This window comes from Streptomyces sp. NPDC050704 (genome assembly GCF_040654355.1).
Taxonomy (GTDB): domain Bacteria; phylum Actinomycetota; class Actinomycetes; order Streptomycetales; family Streptomycetaceae; genus Streptomyces.
On the sequence record NZ_JBFAHW010000133.1, the window covers coordinates 1 to 20607 of the forward strand.

The window sequence follows — 20607 nt, forward strand, 5'->3', positions numbered from 1 at the left end:
GGAGGAGACCCGGCCCTTCGTGGAGTGTCTGCGGGCCGGGCACCCGGAGGGCGACTGCCGCCGGACGCGTAACCGGCCTCGGTGGTCGTACGTCGTACGGAAGTCCCTCGCGGACTTCAGGAAAGGACGTGGGCCCACGTGGCAGCGCACCGCAAGCCCAGACAGCGCTCGCTCGGCGGCAGTCAGGCCCGCACCGCCTTCACCATCGCTCTCGCGGGCGCGGCGAGCGCGACCGGCTTCGACGGGACGGGGCACGCCGCTCCGGAGCTGACACCGGCTCAGGTGAAGGCGAAGGTCGACAAGTTGTACCAGGAGGCGGAGGTCGCCACCGAGAAGTACAACGGGGCGAAGGAGAAGGCCACCAAGGCGGCGGGCCGCCTCGACACCCTTCAGGACGAGGCCGCGCGCAAGACGGAACGGCTCAACTCCGAGCGGGACACGCTCGGTTCGCTGGCCACCGCGCAGTACCGGGACGGCGGGATCGACCCCGCGTTGCGGCTCCTGCTCTCCGCCGACCCGGACGAGTACCTGGACGGGGCCGCGTTCGCCGAGCGGGCCGGCAGCCGGCAGGCCTCGACGGTGTCGCGGGTACGCGGTCAGCTGCGCGAGATCGAGCGGTTGCGCGGGGCCGCGCATGTCGAACTGACCTCGCTCAAGGCGCAGCGGACGGAGCTGAAGCGGCACAAGAAGACGGTCACCGGCAAGCTGGGCGAGGCACGGCAGCTTCTCTCGAGGCTGCCGGACGAGGACCGGGCGCGGATCGGCGCCGACGACGCGGACACCGCGCGTTCCGCACGCGCCTCGCGCTCCGCCTCCGCCCCTCGCGAGTTGGGGGCCGGCTCTTCCACCCAGGCCCCCAACTCCCGTTCCGCGGCGGCGATCGCGTACGCCTACGAAAAGCTCGGCAGCCCGTACGTGTGGGGCGCGACCGGCCCCGACGCCTTCGACTGCTCAGGCCTGATGCAGGCCGCGTACCGCGCCGCCGGGATCTCGGTGCCCCGCACGACGTACGCGCAGATCAACGCGGGCCGACGCGTGTCACGGTCCGAACTCCAGCCCGGCGACCTGGTGTTCTTCTACTCCGGCATCAGCCACGTGGGCCTCTACGTCGGCAACGGGCAGATGATCCACGCACCCAACCCGTCGGCCCCGGTACGAGTGGCCCCGATCGACCAGATGCCGTTCGCGGGGGCGACACGGGTGGCTTGAGCGGGGCGGCGGCGGTTGTCGTGGCAGGCCGGTGGCCCCGTTAACGCCACCCTCATTGGACCTGTCCACGGGACCGTTCTCGGACGAGGCTCACCGCTATGACCCCACCTATGACCCCACCCGCGGAAACCGCAGCCACCGCCTACACCGGCCACGTCGATTACGTCCACGGCTACTCCGCCCACGAAACCCGCCGCCTCGGCGACCAGGCCGACACCCTCGCGGAACTCCTCCACGCCGACACGGCGTACCCCGCGGGCAGCAGGGTCCTGGAGGCCGGCTGCGGAGTGGGCGCCCAGACCGTCCACCTGATCGGGGCAAGCCCGGGTGCCCACTTCACGGCGGTGGACATCTCGGCCACCTCGCTCGCCCGGGCCCGCGCCCGTGTGACGGCCGAGTTCCCCGCCGCTCGGGTCACCTGGCACCAGGCCGACCTCTTCGAACTCCCTTTCAAAGACGCCGAGTTCGACCACGTCTTCGTCTGCTTCGTCCTGGAGCACCTCGTCGCCCCCGGGGAGGCCCTCATGGCCCTGCGCCGGGTCCTGCGCCCCGGCGGCACCCTCACCGTCATCGAGGGCGACCACGGCTCGGCGTTCTTCCATCCCGACAGCGCCTACGCCCACGCCGCCATCGACTGCCAGGTCCGACTCCAGCACACGGCAGGCGGAAACGCTCTGGTGGGCCGCCAACTCCACCCGCTGCTCAGCGCCGCCGGCTACGAACGGATCGCCGTCCGCCCCAGACCCGTGTACGCCGACCGCTCCCACCCCGCCCTGGTCGACGGCTTCACGCGCAACACCTTCATCGCGATGATCGAGTCCGTACGGGAGGACGCCCAGTCCGCGGGCCTCATGAGCCCCGCCGACTGGGACCGGGGCCTCGCCGACCTGCACCGGACGGCGGACGACGACGGCACATTCCACTACACGTTCTTCAAGGCGGTCGCGGTGAACCCGAGACCCAGCTGATCAGTCGCGCTCGGCACGTCATGCCGTCAAGGGCAGCACCGGCACGCCGAAACCGCGGTACTCCCCTGGCTCCGTGGTGGCGACTTCCCAGCCGGTCGCCATGCTCACGGCGACCACATGGACGGCTGACCACCCCTGCTCAGGGAACAGCGTGGTCGCGATACGCCCCATGGTGTCGGACACAATCCGGTCGACCGATGCCACCTCCACTACGGAAAGCTGGTCCAGGTGACCCGAGACACCGGGCCGACTCCTCGTCGGCGCTGAGCGATCTGGCTGATTGGAAGCTTTGGGACACGCATAGGCTGCAAAAGCTGTCCCAAACCTTCCAATTGCCGCCTACGGTCGGCTTGCCGACCGCGCGACGAGTTCAGTCGACCGTCACACGAGGCGGCGCGCGGTGGCCCACCTCGTCAGCTCGTGCCGGTTGGACAGCTGGAGCTTCCTCAAGACCGCCGAGACATGCGACTCGACCGTCTTCACCGAGATGAAGAGCTGCTTGGCGATCTCCTTGTACGCGTACCCGCGGGCGATGAGGCGCAGTACCTCGCGCTCGCGCTGGGTGAGGCGGTCCAGGTCCTCGTCCACCGGCGGGGCATCCGTCGACGCGAAGGCGTCGAGGACGAACCCGGCCAGGCGGGGCGAGAAGACGGCGTCGCCGTCCTGGACGCGGAAGATGGAGTCCACCAGGTCCGTGCCGGTGATCGTCTTGGTGACGTACCCCCGGGCGCCACCGCGGATCACGCCGATGACGTCCTCGGCGGCGTCCGACACGGACAGCGCCAGGAACCGCACGGGCTGCTCGGCGTCGGCCATCAACGGGGCGCAACGGCGCAGGACTTCGACCCCGCCGCCGCCGGGAAGGTGCACATCGAGGAGGACGACCTCGGGCCGGGTCGCCGTGATGACCGTGACCGCCTGGTCGACGTCCGCGGCCTCTCCTACGACCTCGACACCGGTCCGGTCCGTCTGCCCGATCTCCGCCTGGACCCCCGTACGGAACATGCGGTGGTCGTCGACGAGGACCACCCGCGCATGCCGCCCTGGCCCGGTTGCCGTTGGCCCGCCGGCACCGGCGGGATCGGTGGACGCGGCGGCCGGCGACGGCGCGTCGGCTCCGGTCGAACCGACCGAACCCGATGAACCGGTCGCACCCGTCGAACCGGTCGGCGTGGCAGGGCCGTCGGCCGCGCCCGCGCCGGTCGCGCCACCGCTCGGCCCGACCTCCCCGGTCGGCTCGTTCGCGTCGCTCATGTCTCCGCCCTCTCCATTTCCAGCTCGACCTCCGTGCCGCCGTCCGGCACCGCGCGCAGCCGGGCCGTACCGCCGTTGCGCTCCATGCGGCCGATGATCGATTCTCTGACGCCCATGCGGTCCAGGGGTATGGAATCCAGGTCGAAACCGGGACCGCGGTCCCGGACCGACACGAAGACGGTCTTCCCCTCGACCTCGGCGTAGACCTGCACCGCGCCGCCCTCGCCACCGTACTTGGCCGCGTTCACCATCGCTTCCCTCGCGGCCTGCATCTGTGCGCCGATTCTGTCGTCGAGCGGGCAGTCGCCGACGACGACGACCTCCAGGGGGACGCCGTGCTTGTCCTCCACCTCCGCCGCGTTGCGCCGGACCGCCTCGGCGAGGGTGTCGGGCTCGTCCGCCTCGTCCTTGCCGGTGCCCTCGGGTTTGTAGAGCCAGTTGCGCAGGTCGCGCTCCTGGGCGCGGGCGAGGCGCCGCACCTCGTTCGCGTTCTCCGCGTTGCGCTGTATCAGCGTCAGGGTGTGCAGCACCGAGTCGTGGACATGCGCGGCGACCTCCGCCCGCTCCTGGGCGCGGATGCGCATCAGGCGCTCCTCGGAGAGGTCCTGGGTCATACGGACGAGATAGGGGCCGGCGAGCAGCGCTATGCCGACGATGACCGCGAGGGCGGCCTGGAGGACCGAGCCGAGGTGGGCCGCGGAACCCTGCAGGACGAATATCCCGGAGACGCCCGCGGCGACGAGCAGGACGCCGGCCGCGGAGCGGAGCAGGGTGATCGTGCGCTTGCGGCGGCCGACCGCCATCCAGCGGGCCCGCCGCGCGTTGTCCGCCTGGCGCCAGACCAGGGCGACGCCCGCGCCGACGAGGACCGTGGGCCAGAGATAGGCCTTGGCGCCGCCGCTCAGGTTCACATTGCCGACGAAGACCATCGCCACCACGACCATGGCGAGCAGCGCGACGATCTGGCCCTTGTCGGGTTTGCGGGCGACGAGTCTGCGGCGGCCGTCGGGTGCCGTCTCGGTGGCGAGGGCCGGGGGGCGCCGCTCCGTGTCCACACCGCCGACGCCGAGCGGCACGAAGAACCAGAACGACGCGTACAGCAACGCGCCCAGACCTTCCGCCATGAACAGCCCGACGAAGACCAGCCGCACCCAGATCACGGGCAGCCCGAGGTGCCCGGCGAGCCCCCGCGCCACACCACCGAGCCAGCGTCCGTCACTGCTGCGGTAGAGCTTGCGCGGCGGCCGCGGGTCCTCGACTGGCAGAGTTGCGGCTTCCGGCATGCCATCGATATTCACACGTCGGCCGTGCCCGGGCATCAGGGTCGACCCCCGAGACTCCCCTGATCTTCGAATCGGGGGCGCCCCGCGGAGTGTAGGTGTCGCGCCTCGGGGTCGATTTCAGGGTTCGGCCAGGGTCGTTCCGACTCCCACCGGGCCGTCGCGGCCGTCACCATGGACACATGACAGATCAGCAGCACGCCGCGACGGGTCCGGGACCCGGTTCCGGCCCGGGCCGGGGCGCAAGCCCGGGCGCCGGGCCGGAGCCGGCGGACACCGTGCCCGCCGCGGACGCCCGGGCCACCGCGGGTGAGGAGCCGCGCACGCCCGGGGAACCCCGCACACTCGGGAAGCCACGCGCGCCAGGCGCCCCGGTCACACCCGGCGCCCCGGTCACACCCGGCGGCCCGGTCCCACCCGGCGGCCCGGTCGCACCCGGCGATCCCGATCCGCTCACGTCGGCGGACCCGCTCGTTCCCGAGCTCCCACGCCGCTTCCGGCGCGACCGGCGGCACAAGATGCTCGGCGGTGTGTGCGCGGGGCTCGGGCGGCAGTGCGACATGGACCCGGTGATCTTCCGGATCGTGCTCGCGCTGCTCTCGGCGACCGGCGGCATCGGCCTGATCTTCTACGGCTTCGCCTGGCTCTTCGTCGCGTACGACGACGAGGAGGAGAACGAGGTGCGCAAGCTCCTCACCGGCCGGGTGGACGGCCAGGCACTGACCGGCGTGCTGTTCGCGCTGGTCGGCTGCGGGGTGTTCCTCTCCATGCTCAGCAACAGCGGGGTGCTGACCTTCGCGGCGACCCTCGCGCTGCTCCTCGCGGGCGCCGGGTACTGGTCGCGGCAGCGCGGCACCCCCGGCCCCGACCCGCTCGCCGCCCAGGCGGTGTCGGACGCACCGCCGGAGGCACAGGCACCGCCCGTCCCCGCCTCCTTCACCTCCTGGTGGCGCGAGCCCATCGTCAAGGACGGCACGTACGTGGGCGGCACGGGCTATCTCTGGGGCCCCAAGGACACCCGGGCCCGCGACATCGCGGCGGCGGTCAGCATCGCGCAGGGCGGCTACCGCAGGGACATACCGACACGGGCGCCCAAGCCGCGCGGCCCTCGCGGGATCGGCGGCTGGGTGTTCCTGCTCGCCCTCCTGGCGGGCGCCCTGGGCACCCGCCTGACCTGGGACGACCATCCGCTCGGCACCAGCTTGCAGACCGGCCTGTCCTGCGCGCTCATCGTGTTCGGCACAGGCATCGCGGTCAGCGCGTTCCTGGGGCGTACGGGAGTGGGGTCGATCCTCCTCGCGATCATCACGGCAGGCCTGCTGGCGGGCTCGACGGCGGTGCCGAAGGACATCAGCACACAGTGGGCACGCATGAACTGGACGCCCGCCACAGCGGCCGCCGTGCAGGGGCAGTACGACCTCGGCACCGGCGTGGGCACTCTCGACCTCTCCCGGGTCGACGTCGGCAAGGGCAAGACGCTGACGACGAACGCCGAGGTGGGCATGGGCCGGCTCAAGGTCATCCTGCCGAAGGACGCGACCGTGCGGCTGGTCGTCGAAGTAGGCGTCGGCGACATCCAGTTGCACGAGGACGGCAAGCAGGACGTGGACGTGGCCCCCGGCAAGCACGAGCAGGTGACGCTCCGGCCCCCGGACAGGACCGCGGACGGCGGCACGCTCGACCTCACCCTCGAGGTCGGCATCGGACAGGCTGAGGTGACCCGTGCTACGTCATGACTTCCAGCCCGGCCGACTCATCGCGGGCTTCTTCCTCACCCTCACGGGCATCGTCTACGCAGGCGACGCGGGCGGCGCCTGGGACACCCCGTGGTTCGTGGTGATCCCCCTGGTCTCAGGAGGCCTGTGCCTGGCAGCCGCGACCGGCGCCCTGACCCACGGAATACGCCGCCACCGCGCGGCCCCTCCCCGGGAGGACACACAGATACCGGGCTAGGGCGTGTGCCGGGTTGAGATCACGGGTCTGGATGTTTCTCTGTCCCGGCCGGGCCGAGACGGTAGACAAGCGGGATGGCTCGGGGTGATCTCACGGACGACGAGTGGGCTGGGTTCGAACCGCTGCTGCCGCTCGGCGAACGCGGCCCGCTACCCGGCCTGCGCAGGCTCGTCAACGGCGTGATGTGGCGGTTCCGTACGGGCGGTCCGTGGCGGGACATGCCCGAGCGGTACGGGCCCTGGTCCACCGTCTATGGGCGGTTCTACCTCTGGACCAGGTCCGAGGTCTTCCAGACGCTGATGAAAGCGGTGATCGCCGAGGCCGCCGCGCACGGTCAGGCAGACCTCGGCCTGGCCGGGGCTTCGCCAGGGACCAAACGCCCCGGTAGCCGGGCCGGACGGGCAGGCGGATGCCGCCCGCGAGGAGGGACGGCGTCTGCGCCGACGTCACAAGGCCCGGCTCCGCGCCGCCGAACTGGGGCGCTCACGCGGTGGGTTGACCAGCAAGGTGCATCTGTCGGCGGACCACCGCTGCCGCCCGTTGTCCTTCGTGCTCAGCCCCGGCCAGGCCGCCGACAGCTCTCGCTCCACCGCCGTCCCGGAGCGCATCAAGGTCTGGGGCCCGGTCGGACGGCCCCGCACCCGCCCTGCCACCGTGGCCGCGGATAAGGCGTACTCCTCCCCAGCCGTGCCTACCTGCGCAGACGCAGGATTCGGGCGGTGATCCCGGAGAAGACCGACCAGGCGGCCAACCGGAAGAAGAAGGGGCGCCGGGGCGGGCGACCTCTCGCCCATGACGCCGAGCTCTACCGCGACCGCAACACGGTGGAACGCCGCATCAACAAGATCAAGGAGTGGCGTGGGCCAGCCACCCGCTACGACAAGACCCCGGTCAGCTTCCTCGCCGGACTCCACCTGCGCGGCGCGGTCATCTGGCTCCGCAGCCTCACATGAAGATCTTCACTGACTCGGTACACGCTCATGCCACACCGCAGCGGACCGATGGAACAGCCACTCGTATCAACACGGCGTTCTCGTACGCCCGTGCCAAGACCGTCATCAAGCGATTCTCGTCCTCTGCGGGATGTCGGCGAGCTGTGGCAGCAGGCGTGCCGCTGCGGCGATGTCGACGGTGAGGTCGCGGTCGGCCACCTCCATCGTCAGGTCGTCAAAGAGAGCGTCGACCCGCGCACCGCGAAGTCGCACCGCGCGTACGGCGGCCACGAGTTCACACGCCAGCACAGTCCGGTAATCGTCCACCGCGGTCAATGCCTGGCGCGCACCGTGCGAAGCGAAACTCGCGTCTTCCTCCACCCCGCGCGACAGCGTGACGGTCTGGACTGCCGTCGGCATGGCGAGGGCTCTCAACGAGCCGAGCGCGGAGGCCGCGACGTACTCGCAGGCCATCACCCCCGACGCGCCTGCGGCCCCCGCCCCGAGGAACGGCGCCAGTCCGGTGAACCCGGGCTCGGTGAGCATGGACACTCTGGCCATGGCCAGCTGCGCCGACTGGGCGGCGGCGGAGACGGTCGTATCGAGTGCCTGCGCCAGGTACGCGGCGTGGAAGCCACCGTGATGGGCAACACCGTGACCGGGCAACAGCGCGGGATTCTCGGACGGGGCGTTCGCCAGACGGCAGACGACATCGTCGAGGCGGGAGAGGGCGTCGATGAACGCGCCGTGCACCTGCGGCATGCTGCGCAGTCCCAGCGGATCCTGAATGCGCGCGGGCGCCGGTATCGAGGGGATGAGCCGGCGCATCGACCGGCATACCTCGCGTGCCCCGCTGAACGGCGTCACTTGCTCGACGACCTCGGCGAACGCCTCGGGATTGCCATCCACCGCCGCGAACATCAGCGCCGCCACCGTGATCGCGGACCGTGACAGAACGGCGAGCGAGGCGTGGGCGAGCGCGGCGTCTCCGATCGTGGCGGCGTTGCTGTTGATGACCGGCATGGCGTCCTTCGGGTCGCACGCGACGGGTGCCACAAGCGCCGTGGATGTTCGGACCTCTCCGAGCAGCGCGAGGATGGTGACCGCGAGCGCCGGGAGGTCACCGGTGCCGATGCTGCCCACCTCGCGCACGGGCGGCAGCGCGTCGGCCGCGAGCATGGCCACCAGGCCGTCGAGGAGTTCAGGCGCCGCGCCGCTGCCTCCGGCGGCGAGCTGATTGAGGCGGACGGCGAGCATCGCGCGCACGCGCTCCGGGCTCCGGAGCGGCCCCGCGGATGTGGCGTGGCTGCGCAGGAGGGCCAGGGCATGTGCGTTCGCATCGTCGATGGCGATGTCGCGATTGGCTCCCACACCTGTCGATCTGCCGTACACCGCGCGTTCGGCGCTGACCTGCACCGCGTGTTCGAAGGATCGCGCAGCCCGTGATCGCGCCTCGTCGGCGAGCCGGACAGATGTCTCCCCGTATGCGAGGGCCGCGATGCCGGAACAGTTCAGACCAATGCCGTCGACGGTGATCAACACGCCTCCAGTCGATACCGGGAGATCAGGCTCGGAAAGGCGCTGTACCGGCGGCGTCGTGGGTGGCCGGTCAGCCGCCGCGCGAGCCCTGCCAGCCCTTCCAGCAACTCCGGTTCCACCACTATTCCGGCCGCGTTCTGATGGGCGCGGACCACCGTGGCGTCCACACCGACCAGGTTCACATCCACCAGTTCCTACGCACCGGTCTCGGCGATCATCGCCTCCATCAGCGCCTGGAAGCACACCACCCCATCGAACTGCTTCCGCAAGCACTCCGGTGGAAGTGCCGTTCGACAGCTGCGGGTCGTCCGTGGCCGGCCGCGCCGCACAGCGGAGCCGCGTGTGTCACAGCCCCGCGCCCCTTACGGGGCGCGGTGGAGCACCGGACTCCGCCGATGCCCCTCAGTAGGCACCGGCACCCGACCCGCGCCTACGCCGGTTGCGCAGCATGGCGTCCACCGAGAACACCGACGCCCCGGCGAGTACGAGCGGCAGCCAGGCCATCAGGTAGGGGAGGTCATTGCCGTAGTAGTACGGATCCGATGCCCAGCTCATGGTCAGCCAGAGGCTGAGGGAGATCAGGGCACCGCCGAACGCGGCAAGACGAGCGAGGAGACCGATCAGGGTGCCGATACCGACGGCGAGCTCGCCGAAGGCGATCGCGTAACCGAAGCCGACGGGATTCTTCAGGGACAGATCGACGAGTGCGGGAATCGCCGACGAGTCCCGCACCGTACGCATCAGGTCGCCCACCGACCCGGCCCCGGCGTCGGACATGAACGCGCTGTCGGTCAGTTTGTCCAGGCCCGCATAGATAAAGGTGACGCCGAGGAAGACCCGCAGCGGCAGCAGCGCGTACCTCGTGGCGGCGTCCCGCCAGTCACCACCGCCGTCGTCCATGTACCCGGAGTGCGCGTCCATCCGCATGCCGTGAGCCATCGCCCTACGCCACCTCTCCAGCCGAAGGATCCACCCCTCAAAAGACGATACGTACGACCGCAACCCCCCGCTCAACGCAGAACCGACAATTTTTCCCCACGCCCCCCAGAACGCCCCGTAAAGCCCCGAAAGACCCAGCTCGCCGGAACAAATCCCCCAACCACCCGCAGCCGCCGTCCGGGCGCGAGGGGCCGTGTCGGGATGTCCGATCGCCGCGGCAAGCTGCCCCCACCCAGCGACCCGAGAGTGGCGATCGGATGTCCCGTCGCGGCCCCGCCCACCCCCTGACCGCCAGGCGCGCCTTCAAGGGGCGCGAGGAACGGCGCGCTCAACCCCCACCGAACCCGCACCCACCCACAAACCGGCAGGCGCACCTTCAAGGGGCGCGGGGAACTGCGCGACCAGCCCCCACGAACCCGCACCCAACAACGCGCCCCCCGGCGAAGCCACAGCAGCAGCGCCCGTCACTCCGTCACATCGATCCCCACCCGATTGGTCTCCACCCCCGCCGCAGTAACCACCTGCACCTCAACCCGCCCAGGCTCCACATCAGCCGGCACCGGCACGGTAAGCACCGCATCGGACGGATTCCGGAACCCCCCGGCGACGGGCACCAGCGGCACATGCACATGCACGGCCCCGATCCGCACCACCATCCGGGACAACCGATCCGCGGTCTGGGCACCCGGCGGCACAAACCCGGCCCCCCGAATCTCGATGTCGTCCCCGGTCCGGATCGGCGCGTCCAGATCGCCCGCCTCCCGAGCCCGTACGACCGACAGAATCACCGGCCGTCCACCCTCCGCGTACTTCCCGGCGACATACGTGGCGGCCGACACCAGCACCACCACAGCCAGCGCCCACGGCAGATCCGGCAACTGCTCGGGCCGCCGGGCCAACCGCACCGCCGCGAACACCAGCGCGACCGCGCCCACCACGACGTACTGCGTATCGGCGAAGCTCCCCCGCCCCGAGTCGTCGGTGAGCAGATCCGCGGCCCGCGGCCGGTCGGCCCGCACCTTCTGCAGCCGCTGCCCGAGTACCCGCAACCCGACAACCCGCCGCACCAGCACGGCGATCCCGCACACCACGGCGAGTACGGTCACGAGCCCCGCCCCGCGGGCGAGTTCGAGACCGGCGATCAACGAGTCCCGCTCGGCCGGCGAGGACGCCATCGCGAGCCGCCCGGCCAGCACCAGCACGGCGTAGACGACGAACAGCACCCAACCCACCGCCACCGCGCGGGAGGTGGACAGCCGGTTGTCCTCACCGATCACCGGCGCCAGCACACCGCCCCGCGCCCGGTGGAACCACGAGGCCCCGGTCAGCAGCCCGGCCACGACAACCGCCGCGAGCAGCCCCGCGGTCCTGGCATGCGTCCACCCGGCCCCGATCGCGGTGAGCGCCTGCGCGACAAGCAGGACCCCCACAAGTGCCCACGCCAGGAAGGCCGTACGCCGCCAGACCAGCCCCAGCCAGACCTCCCCCTCGGCCCGCCCACGCTCGGCGACAAGGTCCGCGGACTGGGTCAACGCGTCCGACACCCACTGCCGGGACGCCCCGGCGGAGTACGCGACGGCCGCGGGCAGCCCCTGCCCCGACGCCAACTCGTCCCGCTTGGAGAGGAATTCGGCAACGGCCCGCCGATGCCCCTCGCGCGCACCGTGCGGACAGTCCCCGCAGGTGCAACCACCCCCGTGCGTGCCCCGACCGGCGCCACGCTCCCCATCACGCCCCGCGCCCTGTCTGGCCTCCTGCACCGCCACGCCCGCTGCCGCCTTCCCCGCCGCTCCGCCGAACCATCAATGACCGCACGCCACACTCATACGCCACATACGTCACCACCGCACTCCAGTCGGCCACCTCGCGTGCGTCCGACCGCGGTGCGGCGGCCCACCGCACACCCGATCCGCCGCACAACAGCCCACCGCACAGCAACTCGCCGCACACCTGCGCAGCCGCACAACTGCCTTGTGACGACAGCGCATTGTGCCGTACCCCACACCCCTCGCGGCCGCCAGGTCCGGTGAGCGCGGGTGAACCGCCCGCCCCCGTGTTGACCCGGCTGCGAGAATTTCCGTATGGCCGAGATCATCCAGCGCGACGGGACCTGGGCCTTCGACGGCAGCACGGTCCGGATCACACCGGGACTGCACCGCTCCGTGCCGCTGTTCCGGCAGACGTACGGAGAGGTCGCCGTGCCCCTCGAAGCGGTCGCGGGCGTCGTCTACGAACCCGAGCGCAAGCGCGGCCGGCTGCGGCTGAGGCTCCGCGAGGGCGCCGACCCGCTGCTCCAGGCCACCGGCGGCCGTCTCCCCGACACGGCGGACCCGTACCGGCTGGCGGTGGACATCGACCGCTCGGGGGTCGCCGAGTACATCGCGGAGGAGATCCGTCGCGCCCTGCTCCTCGAACAGATCCCCAAGGAGCCCGCCAAGTCCTATCTCCTGCCCGGCCCGCCCGTCCCCGTCTCGGTCCGCTCCAGCGACGGCGTGGTGTCCTTCGACGGCGTCCACGTCCGTGTCGACTGGAGCGACACCTCGGACCGGGTGAAGCGCGCGACGGGCCCGCGCATCATCGACGTACGCGATCTGGTGCAGGTGGAGTGGCTGCCCAACTCCGGTTACGAGGACGGTTTTCTGCGCTTCGTGACCCGCGAGACGGTGTTCTCCAAACTGCCGCCCGAGAAGGACCCGTACTCCCTCGATCTCTGGGGCAGTGCCCGCCGCGACCTGCTCACGGCCCTTGTCGCCACCGCGGTCACGGCCCGCCTCCCGCACCCGTCCGTCCGCGCCGGCGAGTACGCCCCGGGCGATCCGACCCGTCTCCCGGCCGGGCCCCAGGACGGCACACCGCGGCAGCTGTCCGCACCGCCCCCGCCGGACGACCACGACGTACTGCTGCGCCGCCTACGGGAGTTGGGCGAACTGCACCGCGACGGCGTCCTGACGGACGAGGAGTTCGCGGCGACGAAGGCGGCGGTCCTGCGCGGTTTCTAGTGGTTCCCGATAGTTCCCAACAGTCCTGTTCCCAACAGCCGTGTTCCCAATAGCTCCTAGCTGAGGAGGTCGGGTTCGCTGCGGCTGATGTCCTGCCACAGCGGCTGGTAGTTGATCCATCCCACCAGGTCCCCGCCGAGCTGCTCCCGCGTCGCCACCGCCTGCTTGTGGTCGATCAGCACCGGCCGCCCGGCCGCGCACGCGGTCAACTGCACCTGGGACGACCGCTCCATCGACAGGAACCACCAGGCCGCCGCGTCCACCGAGTCACCGACCGTCAGCAGCCCGTGGTTGCGCAGTACGAGCGCCTTGCGGGAGCCGAGCGCGGCGGCGATCCGCCGCCCTTCCTGGGCATCGACGGCGACGCCCGTGTAGGCGTCGTACAGCGCGTGGTCCTCGTAGAAGGCGCAGGACTCCTGGGTGATCGGGTCCAGCAGGTCGCCGAGCGCGGACAGCGCGCGCCCGTGCACCGAGTGGCAGTGGGCGACCGCGACGACGTCCGGGCGGGCGGCGTGCACCTGGGCGTGCACGGTGAAGGCGGCCTGATTGACGTGGTAGCGGCCCTCGATCACCTGCCCGTCCCCGTTGGCCATCACCAGATCGCTGACGGTGACGTGCTTGAACGGCATGCCGAACGGGTTGACCCAGAAGCAGTCGCTGAACTCCGGGTCGCGCGCGGTGATATGACCGGAGACCCCGTCCTCGAAACCCATCCTCCCGAAGATCCGCAGCGCCCCCGCGAGGCGTTCCTTGCGGTGCCGCCGCTCGTCGGCGAGCGACTCGTGCATGGGCGGCATGGCGAATCGCAGCTGATCGGTGGGAAGGGGCATGGGCGGTGTGGGCCCGTGCATATGTCCTCCAGCCCTGAGGTACGGACTCCTTCGCGGACTCCTTATACGGTTTACGGGCGGGAAGTTACCGTCGGTCAGCGCAGGAGAACAGAGGATGTCCGTGAAGAGAGTGCACAACCGTTGTACAAGATTGCACAACCGTTGTACGGGGTCGATGGTCTGCCTGTCCGGAGCCAACTGAACCGGTCGGGCCACTTGCACCGACGCCCCCTGGAGGACCCCCCGTGCGCAGTCACCCCCCTACGCTGCGCGGACCGCGCCCCGCGCCCGCACTCCCCGCCCGCTCATGAAGAACCCCATGAAGAGAAACGAGCGCCTGATCACGGGCCTGCTCAGGCAGGTCGCCACCCGCGACGTCGTCGTCCTCGACGACCTCGGCGGATCCCACCGCCGACTCGCCGCACTCACCTACATCGCCGTGCAGTACGGCTTCCGGTACGAGGAGACGAACAGGAACGGCCCGGCGCTCCAGGTCCGCCTGGTCCGCGACCTCCGTCCCGAGGCCCGCGAACGGAGCACGGCCGCCCTGAGCCGCCTGGCGGACGGCCGCGCCCCGGGCATGCGTCCCGGCACGCTCAAACCGCTCCCGGACGTGGCACCCGCGGTCGGGCTGCTCAAGGCCCGCATCGAGTTCGACTCGCTCGCCGACGACCTGGACTTACGCCGCAAGGCCGTCTTCATGATCGCCAGCGCGACCCTCATGGCGCTGCTGCTGATCCCCGCGGGCTGGCGGGCCTCACTCGCCGCCAGCGCCACGATGGCCCTGGTGTTCACGGTCTTCCTCCGTCTGGAGGTGGTACGGAAGGACCGGCTCGCGCGGCGGCTGCGGGCGGCCGGAATGATCTGAGGCGCCCGACCGCACGACGCCATCCCGCGACGTCATCCCACGACGGCGTCCGCCGTAAGACGACAGAAGGTGTCCGGTATCGGCGCGAGACTCGTCCCATGACGTCGAACTGGGCAGCCTTCACCGCCGCGGAACCGGACCTCGCCAAGCTGGTCGAGGAGCGGTTCGCGGCGTTCACCCACCACATCCTCGCCACCCTCCGCAAGGACGGGTCGCCGCGCACCACCGGGCTCGAAGTCCGTTTCCTGAACGGCGAGTTGTGGCTCGGCATGATGCCGGACTCGCTCAAGGCGCTGGACCTGCGCCGCGACCCGCGCTTCGCCCTGCAGGCCAATCCGGGCCCCGGCACCGAGATGGCGGGCGGCGACGTACGGATCGCGGGCCGGGCCGTCGAGGTCCACGACCCGGCCGAGCGGTCCCGGTACGCCGAAGAGGTGGAACCGCCGGAGCCGTTCCACCTCTTCCGCACCGAGCTGACGGAGGTCGTACGGACCTACGTCGAGGACGACAAGTACCTGGTCCTCAAGATCTGGCAGCCCGGAGAGCCGCTGCGCACTGTCAGGCGGACCTGAGCCCCGGGACTACTCCCGAGCCCCCGGGACCACCCGCGCTCGGGCTACTCCCACTCGATGGTGCCCGGCGGCTTGCTCGTCACGTCGAGGACGACGCGGTTGACGTCCGCGACCTCGTTCGTGATCCGGGTCGAGATCTTGGCCAGGACGTCGTACGGCAGGCGCGACCAGTCGGCGGTCATGGCGTCCTCGCTCGACACCGGGCGGAGCACGATCGGGTGGCCGTACGTCCGGCCGTCGCCCTGGACGCCGACGCTGCGCACGTCCGCGAGCAGCACGACCGGGCACTGCCAGATGTCCCGGTCGAGGCCGGCCGCGGTCAGCTCCTCGCGGGCGATGGCGTCGGCGTCGCGGAGCAGGTCGAGCCGCTCCTTGGTCACTTCACCCACGATGCGGATGCCGAGGCCGGGACCCGGGAAGGGCTGGCGCTGGACGATCTCGTCCGGCAGGCCGAGCTCCTGTCCGACCATCCGGACCTCGTCCTTGAAGAGCTTGCGCAGCGGCTCGACGAGCTCGAACTCGAGGTCCTCCGGCAGCCCGCCCACATTGTGGTGGGACTTGATGTTGGCCGTGCCCGTGCCGCCACCGGACTCGACCACGTCCGGGTAGAGCGTGCCCTGCACCAGGAAGGCGACGTCCTCGCCCGCCGCGGCCTCGGCGATGATGTCGGCCTGTGCCTGCTCGAAGACGCGGATGAACTCGCGCCCGATGATCTTCCGCTTCTCCTCCGGGTCGGAGACCCCGGCCAGCGCGTCGAGGAACCGCTGCTCGGCGTCCACGACCTTCAGCTGGACGCCGGTCGCGGCCACGAAGTCCTTCTCGACCTGCTCGGTCTCGCCCTTGCGCATCAGCCCGTGGTCGACGTACACGCAGGTCAGCTGCGAGCCGATGGCCTTCTGCACGAGGGCCGCGGCGACCGCGGAGTCCACGCCGCCGGACAGACCGCAGATGGCGCGCTTGGTGCCGACCTGCTCGCGGATGAGCGCCACCTGCTCGTCGATGACGTTGCCGGTGGTCCAGGACGGGGTCAGGCCCGCGCCCCGGTACAGGAAGTGTTCGAGCACCTGCTGGCCGTGCGTGGAGTGCATGACCTCGGGGTGGTACTGGACCCCGTACAGCTTCTTCTCGTCGTTCTCGAAGGCCGCGACCGGTACGACGTCCGTGGAGGCCGTGACCGAGAAGCCCTCGGGGGCCGCGCTGCACGCGTCGCCGTGGGACATCCAGACGGACTGCTCGTCGGGGGTGCCCTCGAAGAGGGTGGAACCCGACTTGGAGACGTGCAGTTCCGTACGGCCGTACTCGCGGGCACCTGTGTTGTCGACCGTGCCGCCGAGGGTGGTCGCCATCAGCTGGAAGCCGTAGCACATACCGAAGACGGGGACGCCCGCCTCGAAGATCGCGCGGTCGAGGCGGGGCGCGCCCTCCGCGTACACCGACGAGGGGCCGCCGGAGAGGATGATCGCCGCCGGGTTCTTGGCGAGCATCTCCTCGACCGGCATGGTGCTCGGCACGATCTCGCTGTAGACCCGGGCCTCGCGGACTCGGCGGGCGATGAGCTGGGCGTACTGCGCACCGAAGTCGACGACCAGAACGGTGTCGGGGGCGGCTGGGGTCGCTGATGACACGGGTTGCCTTCCGGCGGTTCGCTGAGGGGCTGTGCTGCCGAGTCTAACGGGGTGTGCGGGGACCACGTCCCGTCGCCCGGGGAGCACGTTCCGTCCCCGGGTTGGACGGCATCCCGCGACCGTGCATACTGACCCCATGCTCACGCACGAGACCTTCGTCTTTACCTATGGCAACCGGCCCACCGGCTGCCATGGTCGTGCTGCTTGAGCAACTGACAAGCGACTTCCCAGGCGCCCCGGGCCGACAAGGCCCGGGGCGCCTGCGTTTTCCGGACCTCGCCGCTCCGGGGCACCCCGCTCGAAACCCACGCGAACCATTCGAGCCCATTCGAAGAGGAGCCCCACCATGGCCGACGTAATCGACAAGACCGGCGCCCGTACCGACGAGGCCGCCGACGTGATCTCCGGTGCCCGCGAGCGCATCGACGCGCTCGACGACCGGATCATCGGTCTGGTCCAGGAACGCATGGCCGTCTCGGCGGTCATCCAGGAGGCCCGGATCGACTCCGGCGGCCGCCGGGTGAACCTGTCGCGCGAGATGGAGATCCTCGGCCACTACAGGGACGCGCTCGGCAAGCCGGGCACCTCGCTCGCGATGACTCTGCTGGAGCTGTGCCGGGGCCGTATCTGAGGACCGGATCCGGGGACCGTATCCGAGGACCGAAGCGCCTACGACTTTCGCGTACGACGGACGTCCGGTGCACGCACGTGCGCATGCCCTCTCACTCGTACGGCACGTGACCGTCCCGCGGCGGGCTTCGTTGGTCCCGGTGTTCCGCCTACGGGAATCTGCGCAAGGGCGGTCGAAACGGTTGCGAAGGCCGCGGCCCATCGAGCACGATGCGTAGAACAATCCCCGGTCCCGAAAACACACAACTCCATTGGACCGACTTACCGCCATTGGTCGATACCACGCGCACTCCCCCCGTGCGCCGGGGCGCCGACCGGCGGTCGAGCCAACAAGCGGCGCTACCCCCCGGCGCCGCTCCCCAGGCACCGGCGCTGCCCTGACGTCGGTGCTGACCGAGAAGGGCCCCGTGGATCCGTCCCACGGGGCCCTTCGTCTGTCCGCCGGGCTGCCTCAACCCGTCAGCCCTCAGCCGGTCAGCCGGTCAGCCCTCAACCCGTCGGTCCTCAGCCGGCTGCCTTCCTCAGCTTGGCGAGCTGTGCCTCGATGACCTTTTCCGGGACCTCGGCCTTGTCGGCGTCCAGCATGTTCATCGAGGCGAAGACCGCCAGTGTCGTGCCGTCGCGCACGACCGTGTACGCGGCGGGCACGGTCGCGCCCTCGATCGAGGCCACCAGCCGGTAGGCGACGGAGTCGTCGCCGAGCCCGGGGTCGGCCAACACCTTGACCTCGGTGTACTTGTAGCCGGTGTGCTCGTACGCGGTGCACTTGTCCGTGGCCTCGCGCAGCCCGGCGAGCACCTCGTCGGCGTCGCCGGACCCGTACGAGAAGAGGACGAGCGTGGTCACCGAGGCGTCCGTCTCGTCCTCCGCGCCGACGCCGCGGCTGACCGCGGCCCGCGAGCCCGGGTCGGTGGTGGACAGGAACATGTCGGCGACCGGCTGACACGCGGCCGGGGCCGCCGGGACGGACTGCCCCTGGAGGTCGCCGATCCCCGAGTCCCCGATCTTGAAGCCCTTGACGTCCCCCGTCCTGATCGCGGCCTTCTCCAACTGCGCCTCGGTCAGGGGCCCGTCAGGATCGCGTACGGGCTCCTTCACCTCGTCGGCCGCCCCCGCGGTCTCCGTCGACGCCCGCTCGGCCGCCTTCCCGTTCTTCGCGGAGTCGTCGTCACCGCGACCCCCGCCGCCCCCGCCGCAGGCCGCGGTGAGTCCCAGCGCGGCCGCGACCGAAGCGGCCGCGGCGGCCTTCAGAATCCGGGACTTCCTTGCGTTCACGTGTACTTTCACGTTCCCATCCTGGCGGTGCCAAGCGGCCGCGGTCACGTCCGGGAGACCGTCCCGCAGGCGTCCGTCCCGGAGTCGGGGATCTCACGGCTGCGGTCGTACGGGTCGACCGCGGGCCCGGTCGGCGCCGCGCCCGTGGGGGCGGTCGAGGCGAACTCCGGGTGCAGGAAGCCGTCGTACACGTCACAGGCGGAGTTGGCGACGTCCCGGTCATGGCGGACGATCGTCAGCCTGCCCGGTGTGATCTGGTACTTGGCGGGGTCGAGGACTTCCAGTTCGAGGACGCGGCGGACGATGGTGCGGGTCACCTCGGTGGATTCCGGGTCGGCCGGGGCCAGCGCGTAGACGAAGGTGTAGTCGGCGTGGATGGCCACGGCTCCGTCCCGGCCCGCCTTGAAGGTCGTACGGCCACGGGTCTTGACCACGTCACCGACGAGCCGCACCTCGGCCGGGTCGAAACGGCTGAAGAGCGCCAGCGGATCGTTGTCCTCGCCGGGCTCGCGCAGCCAGGACCTGGCGTCGGCGAGCATCTCGGGCTGCTTCGGGTCGATGACCTTGTCGAGCACGGTCTCGGGGGTGCCGCCGCGCAGGGTCTTCCGGTCGAGGTTCGCGTCGATGAGGAGGGACTTGGTCTGCTCCAGGGCCTGAGCGACCTGCGTCTTGGAGAACACGCCGACGGCCGTCGCCTCCGGCAGGACGATTCCGGCCGCGTTGTCCGCGTACCGCAGGGCCGGGGAGCCGGCGAACGGCCGGTCGAGCGTGGCGGTTCCGGCGGCAGCGGAAGGGGCGGCGGTCGGGGGCGCGGTCTCCGCGGGCAGCGGGGTCGCGGAGCCCGAGCCGTCCGAACCCGTGCCGAACAGGTCACCGGGCAGCAGGGACGGCTTCATGGCCACCAGGACCACCGCGAGCGCGAGCGGGACGCCGATGACGGCCCACACCTTGCGGCGCCGGGCCGAGCGCCTGTCCCGCGCCCCCGAGGCGGGGTTCGTCCGCCACCCCGCGGGCAGTTCGCCGCGCGCCTCCTGCTGCCGCAGCCGCTCGGTCACCATGCGGGCGCGCGCCGACGGCTCCTTGGGCGCCTCGGACGTCCGGATGTCCCGCTCACTGTCCTGGACGAACCGCTCCCACACGTCGTCCGGTATGGACCCCCCGGACTCGTCGGGTGCCTTCCCGGACGGCTCTGACGGCTCGGACGGCTTCTCGGCCACGGCGCTCGCGCCTCTCCCCCATGATCGGCTTACTGGTCGACCTGATCGACTCGCCGACCGGCTCGCTCGACGGTCGAGCGACGAACAGTTCTAAGCCGTGGGTACGGGAATTCACAAGTCCGGCCCGGATGTGATCCAGCCCACATAAGAATTGTGTGAGTTCGGGGACAACCCTTCACAGGGGTCACAGGTCTCACTTGCGAAACCAACGGCCATAACCCGCGCCCGCCACGCGGAGGCCTCCCAAATCTCGTACCGCGACGAAGCGGTGCACCGGACTTTCCGAGGTCTTCATGAAGCTTCGCCGTGTCATGGCCGCTGCGGCCACGACGGCTGTCATAGCCCCGCTCGCGCTGCTGTCGGCTCCGGCCGCCTTCGCGACGGACCCGTCTCCGAGCACGTCCACATCCGAGTCGGCGAGCCCGTCGCCGTCCACGTCCGCGTCGCCGACGGATTCCACTCCGTCTCCCAGCACCTCCGTTTCGGAATCCCCGAGTGGGTCGGCTCCGACCCCGAG

At 70.8% G+C, this 20607-nt stretch carries 20 protein-coding genes and 1 pseudogene; 9 read left to right on the top strand and 12 right to left on the bottom strand.

Going from position 1 to position 20607, the window contains the following annotated elements:
• Positions 1–138: 138 nt before the first annotated feature.
• Both AB0I18_RS44255 and AB0I18_RS44260 read left to right on the top strand, forming a co-directional pair.
• Positions 139–1209, top strand: coding sequence for an NlpC/P60 family protein (locus AB0I18_RS44255; protein WP_363111456.1), 1071 nt, complete (start codon positions 139–141; stop codon positions 1207–1209).
• 110 nt (positions 1210–1319) lie between these two features.
• Positions 1320–2177, top strand: coding sequence for an L-histidine N(alpha)-methyltransferase (locus tag AB0I18_RS44260; RefSeq protein WP_363111457.1), 858 nt, complete (start codon positions 1320–1322; stop codon positions 2175–2177).
• 18 nt (positions 2178–2195) lie between these two features.
• Here the strand turns inward: AB0I18_RS44260 and AB0I18_RS44265 are convergent, their stop codons facing one another.
• The 3 genes from AB0I18_RS44265 to AB0I18_RS44275 all read right to left on the bottom strand — a co-directional run bounded on the left by AB0I18_RS44265 (position 2196) and on the right by AB0I18_RS44275 (position 4714).
• Entirely contained in the window at positions 2196–2381 is a 186-nt protein-coding gene (locus tag AB0I18_RS44265; protein WP_363111458.1) for a hypothetical protein, read from the bottom strand.
• A gap of 177 nt (positions 2382–2558) precedes the next feature.
• The gene (locus tag AB0I18_RS44270) at positions 2559–3431 is read right to left on the bottom strand and encodes a response regulator transcription factor (protein WP_363111459.1); all 873 of its coding nucleotides are present in this window, start codon (positions 3429–3431) and stop codon (positions 2559–2561) included.
• Entirely contained in the window at positions 3428–4714 is a 1287-nt protein-coding gene (locus AB0I18_RS44275) for a PspC domain-containing protein (protein ID WP_363111460.1), read from the bottom strand. The genes AB0I18_RS44270 and AB0I18_RS44275 overlap by 4 nt, the downstream gene beginning before the upstream one ends.
• Positions 4715–4893: 179 nt before the next feature.
• Between AB0I18_RS44275 and AB0I18_RS44280 the strand changes: the two genes are divergently transcribed.
• The 3 genes and pseudogenes from AB0I18_RS44280 to AB0I18_RS44290 all read left to right on the top strand — a co-directional run bounded on the left by AB0I18_RS44280 (position 4894) and on the right by AB0I18_RS44290 (position 7617).
• Positions 4894–6447 carry a PspC domain-containing protein gene (locus tag AB0I18_RS44280; protein WP_363111461.1) on the top strand — a complete coding sequence of 518 codons (1554 nt, stop codon included), beginning with the start codon at positions 4894–4896 and terminating at the stop codon, positions 6445–6447.
• Entirely contained in the window at positions 6434–6664 is a 231-nt protein-coding gene (locus AB0I18_RS44285; RefSeq protein WP_363111462.1) for a hypothetical protein, read from the top strand. The genes AB0I18_RS44280 and AB0I18_RS44285 overlap by 14 nt, the downstream gene beginning before the upstream one ends.
• A gap of 74 nt (positions 6665–6738) precedes the next feature.
• Positions 6739–7617, top strand: a pseudogene (locus tag AB0I18_RS44290) (IS5 family transposase).
• A 105-nt stretch (positions 7618–7722) separates the two neighbouring features.
• Here AB0I18_RS44290 and AB0I18_RS44295 read toward each other — a convergent pair.
• The 4 genes from AB0I18_RS44295 to AB0I18_RS44310 form a co-directional block, all read right to left on the bottom strand.
• Positions 7723–9135, bottom strand: a complete 1413-nt coding sequence (locus tag AB0I18_RS44295; protein ID WP_363111463.1) for an aromatic amino acid lyase — start codon at positions 9133–9135, stop codon at positions 7723–7725.
• The gene (locus AB0I18_RS44300) at positions 9132–9323 is read right to left on the bottom strand and encodes a hypothetical protein (protein WP_363111464.1); all 192 of its coding nucleotides are present in this window, start codon (positions 9321–9323) and stop codon (positions 9132–9134) included. Before AB0I18_RS44300 ends, AB0I18_RS44295 begins: the two co-directional genes overlap by 4 nt.
• Positions 9324–9537: 214 nt before the next feature.
• Complete coding sequence (locus AB0I18_RS44305) at positions 9538–10074, bottom strand: DoxX family protein (RefSeq protein WP_363111465.1); 537 nt, start codon at positions 10072–10074, stop codon at positions 9538–9540.
• 464 nt (positions 10075–10538) lie between these two features.
• Positions 10539–11840 carry a hypothetical protein gene (locus tag AB0I18_RS44310; RefSeq protein WP_363111466.1) on the bottom strand — a complete coding sequence of 434 codons (1302 nt, stop codon included), beginning with the start codon at positions 11838–11840 and terminating at the stop codon, positions 10539–10541.
• Positions 11841–12155: 315 nt separating this feature from the next.
• Here AB0I18_RS44310 and AB0I18_RS44315 point away from each other — a divergent pair, with 315 nt between their 5' ends.
• Positions 12156–13073, top strand: a complete 918-nt coding sequence (locus AB0I18_RS44315) for a DUF4429 domain-containing protein (RefSeq protein ID WP_363111467.1) — start codon at positions 12156–12158, stop codon at positions 13071–13073.
• 56 nt (positions 13074–13129) lie between these two features.
• On the opposite strand, the gene AB0I18_RS44320 is transcribed toward AB0I18_RS44315, so the two are convergent.
• Positions 13130–13924: a class II aldolase/adducin family protein gene (locus tag AB0I18_RS44320; protein ID WP_363111468.1), complete on the bottom strand. Its 795-nt coding sequence runs from the start codon at positions 13922–13924 to the stop codon at positions 13130–13132.
• A gap of 298 nt (positions 13925–14222) precedes the next feature.
• On the opposite strand from AB0I18_RS44320, the gene AB0I18_RS44325 reads away from it, so the two are divergent.
• Together AB0I18_RS44325 and AB0I18_RS44330 are read left to right on the top strand one after the other, a co-directional pair.
• Positions 14223–14771 carry a hypothetical protein gene (locus AB0I18_RS44325; RefSeq protein WP_363111469.1) on the top strand — a complete coding sequence of 183 codons (549 nt, stop codon included), beginning with the start codon at positions 14223–14225 and terminating at the stop codon, positions 14769–14771.
• A 98-nt stretch (positions 14772–14869) separates the two neighbouring features.
• Entirely contained in the window at positions 14870–15343 is a 474-nt protein-coding gene (locus AB0I18_RS44330) for a pyridoxamine 5'-phosphate oxidase family protein (RefSeq protein WP_363111470.1), read from the top strand.
• A 44-nt stretch (positions 15344–15387) separates the two neighbouring features.
• Here the strand turns inward: AB0I18_RS44330 and guaA are convergent, their stop codons facing one another.
• On the bottom strand, positions 15388–16968 hold the full coding sequence (gene guaA / locus AB0I18_RS44335; RefSeq protein ID WP_363111471.1) for a glutamine-hydrolyzing GMP synthase: 1581 nt from the start codon (positions 16966–16968) through the stop codon (positions 15388–15390).
• A gap of 316 nt (positions 16969–17284) precedes the next feature.
• Here guaA and AB0I18_RS44340 point away from each other — a divergent pair, with 316 nt between their 5' ends.
• Positions 17285–17599: a chorismate mutase gene (locus tag AB0I18_RS44340; protein WP_363111479.1), complete on the top strand. Its 315-nt coding sequence runs from the start codon at positions 17285–17287 to the stop codon at positions 17597–17599.
• A gap of 503 nt (positions 17600–18102) precedes the next feature.
• Here AB0I18_RS44340 and AB0I18_RS44345 read toward each other — a convergent pair.
• The 3 genes from AB0I18_RS44345 to AB0I18_RS44355 form a co-directional block, all read right to left on the bottom strand.
• Positions 18103–18873 (bottom strand): hypothetical protein, encoded by a 771-nt coding sequence (locus AB0I18_RS44345; protein ID WP_363111472.1) that lies wholly within the window; start codon positions 18871–18873, stop codon positions 18103–18105.
• Between the two features lie 44 nt (positions 18874–18917).
• Complete coding sequence (locus AB0I18_RS44350) at positions 18918–20090, bottom strand: hypothetical protein (protein ID WP_363111473.1); 1173 nt, start codon at positions 20088–20090, stop codon at positions 18918–18920.
• A gap of 193 nt (positions 20091–20283) precedes the next feature.
• Positions 20284–20550, bottom strand: a complete 267-nt coding sequence (locus AB0I18_RS44355) for a hypothetical protein (RefSeq protein ID WP_363111474.1) — start codon at positions 20548–20550, stop codon at positions 20284–20286.
• Between the last annotated feature and the right edge of the window lie 57 nt (positions 20551–20607).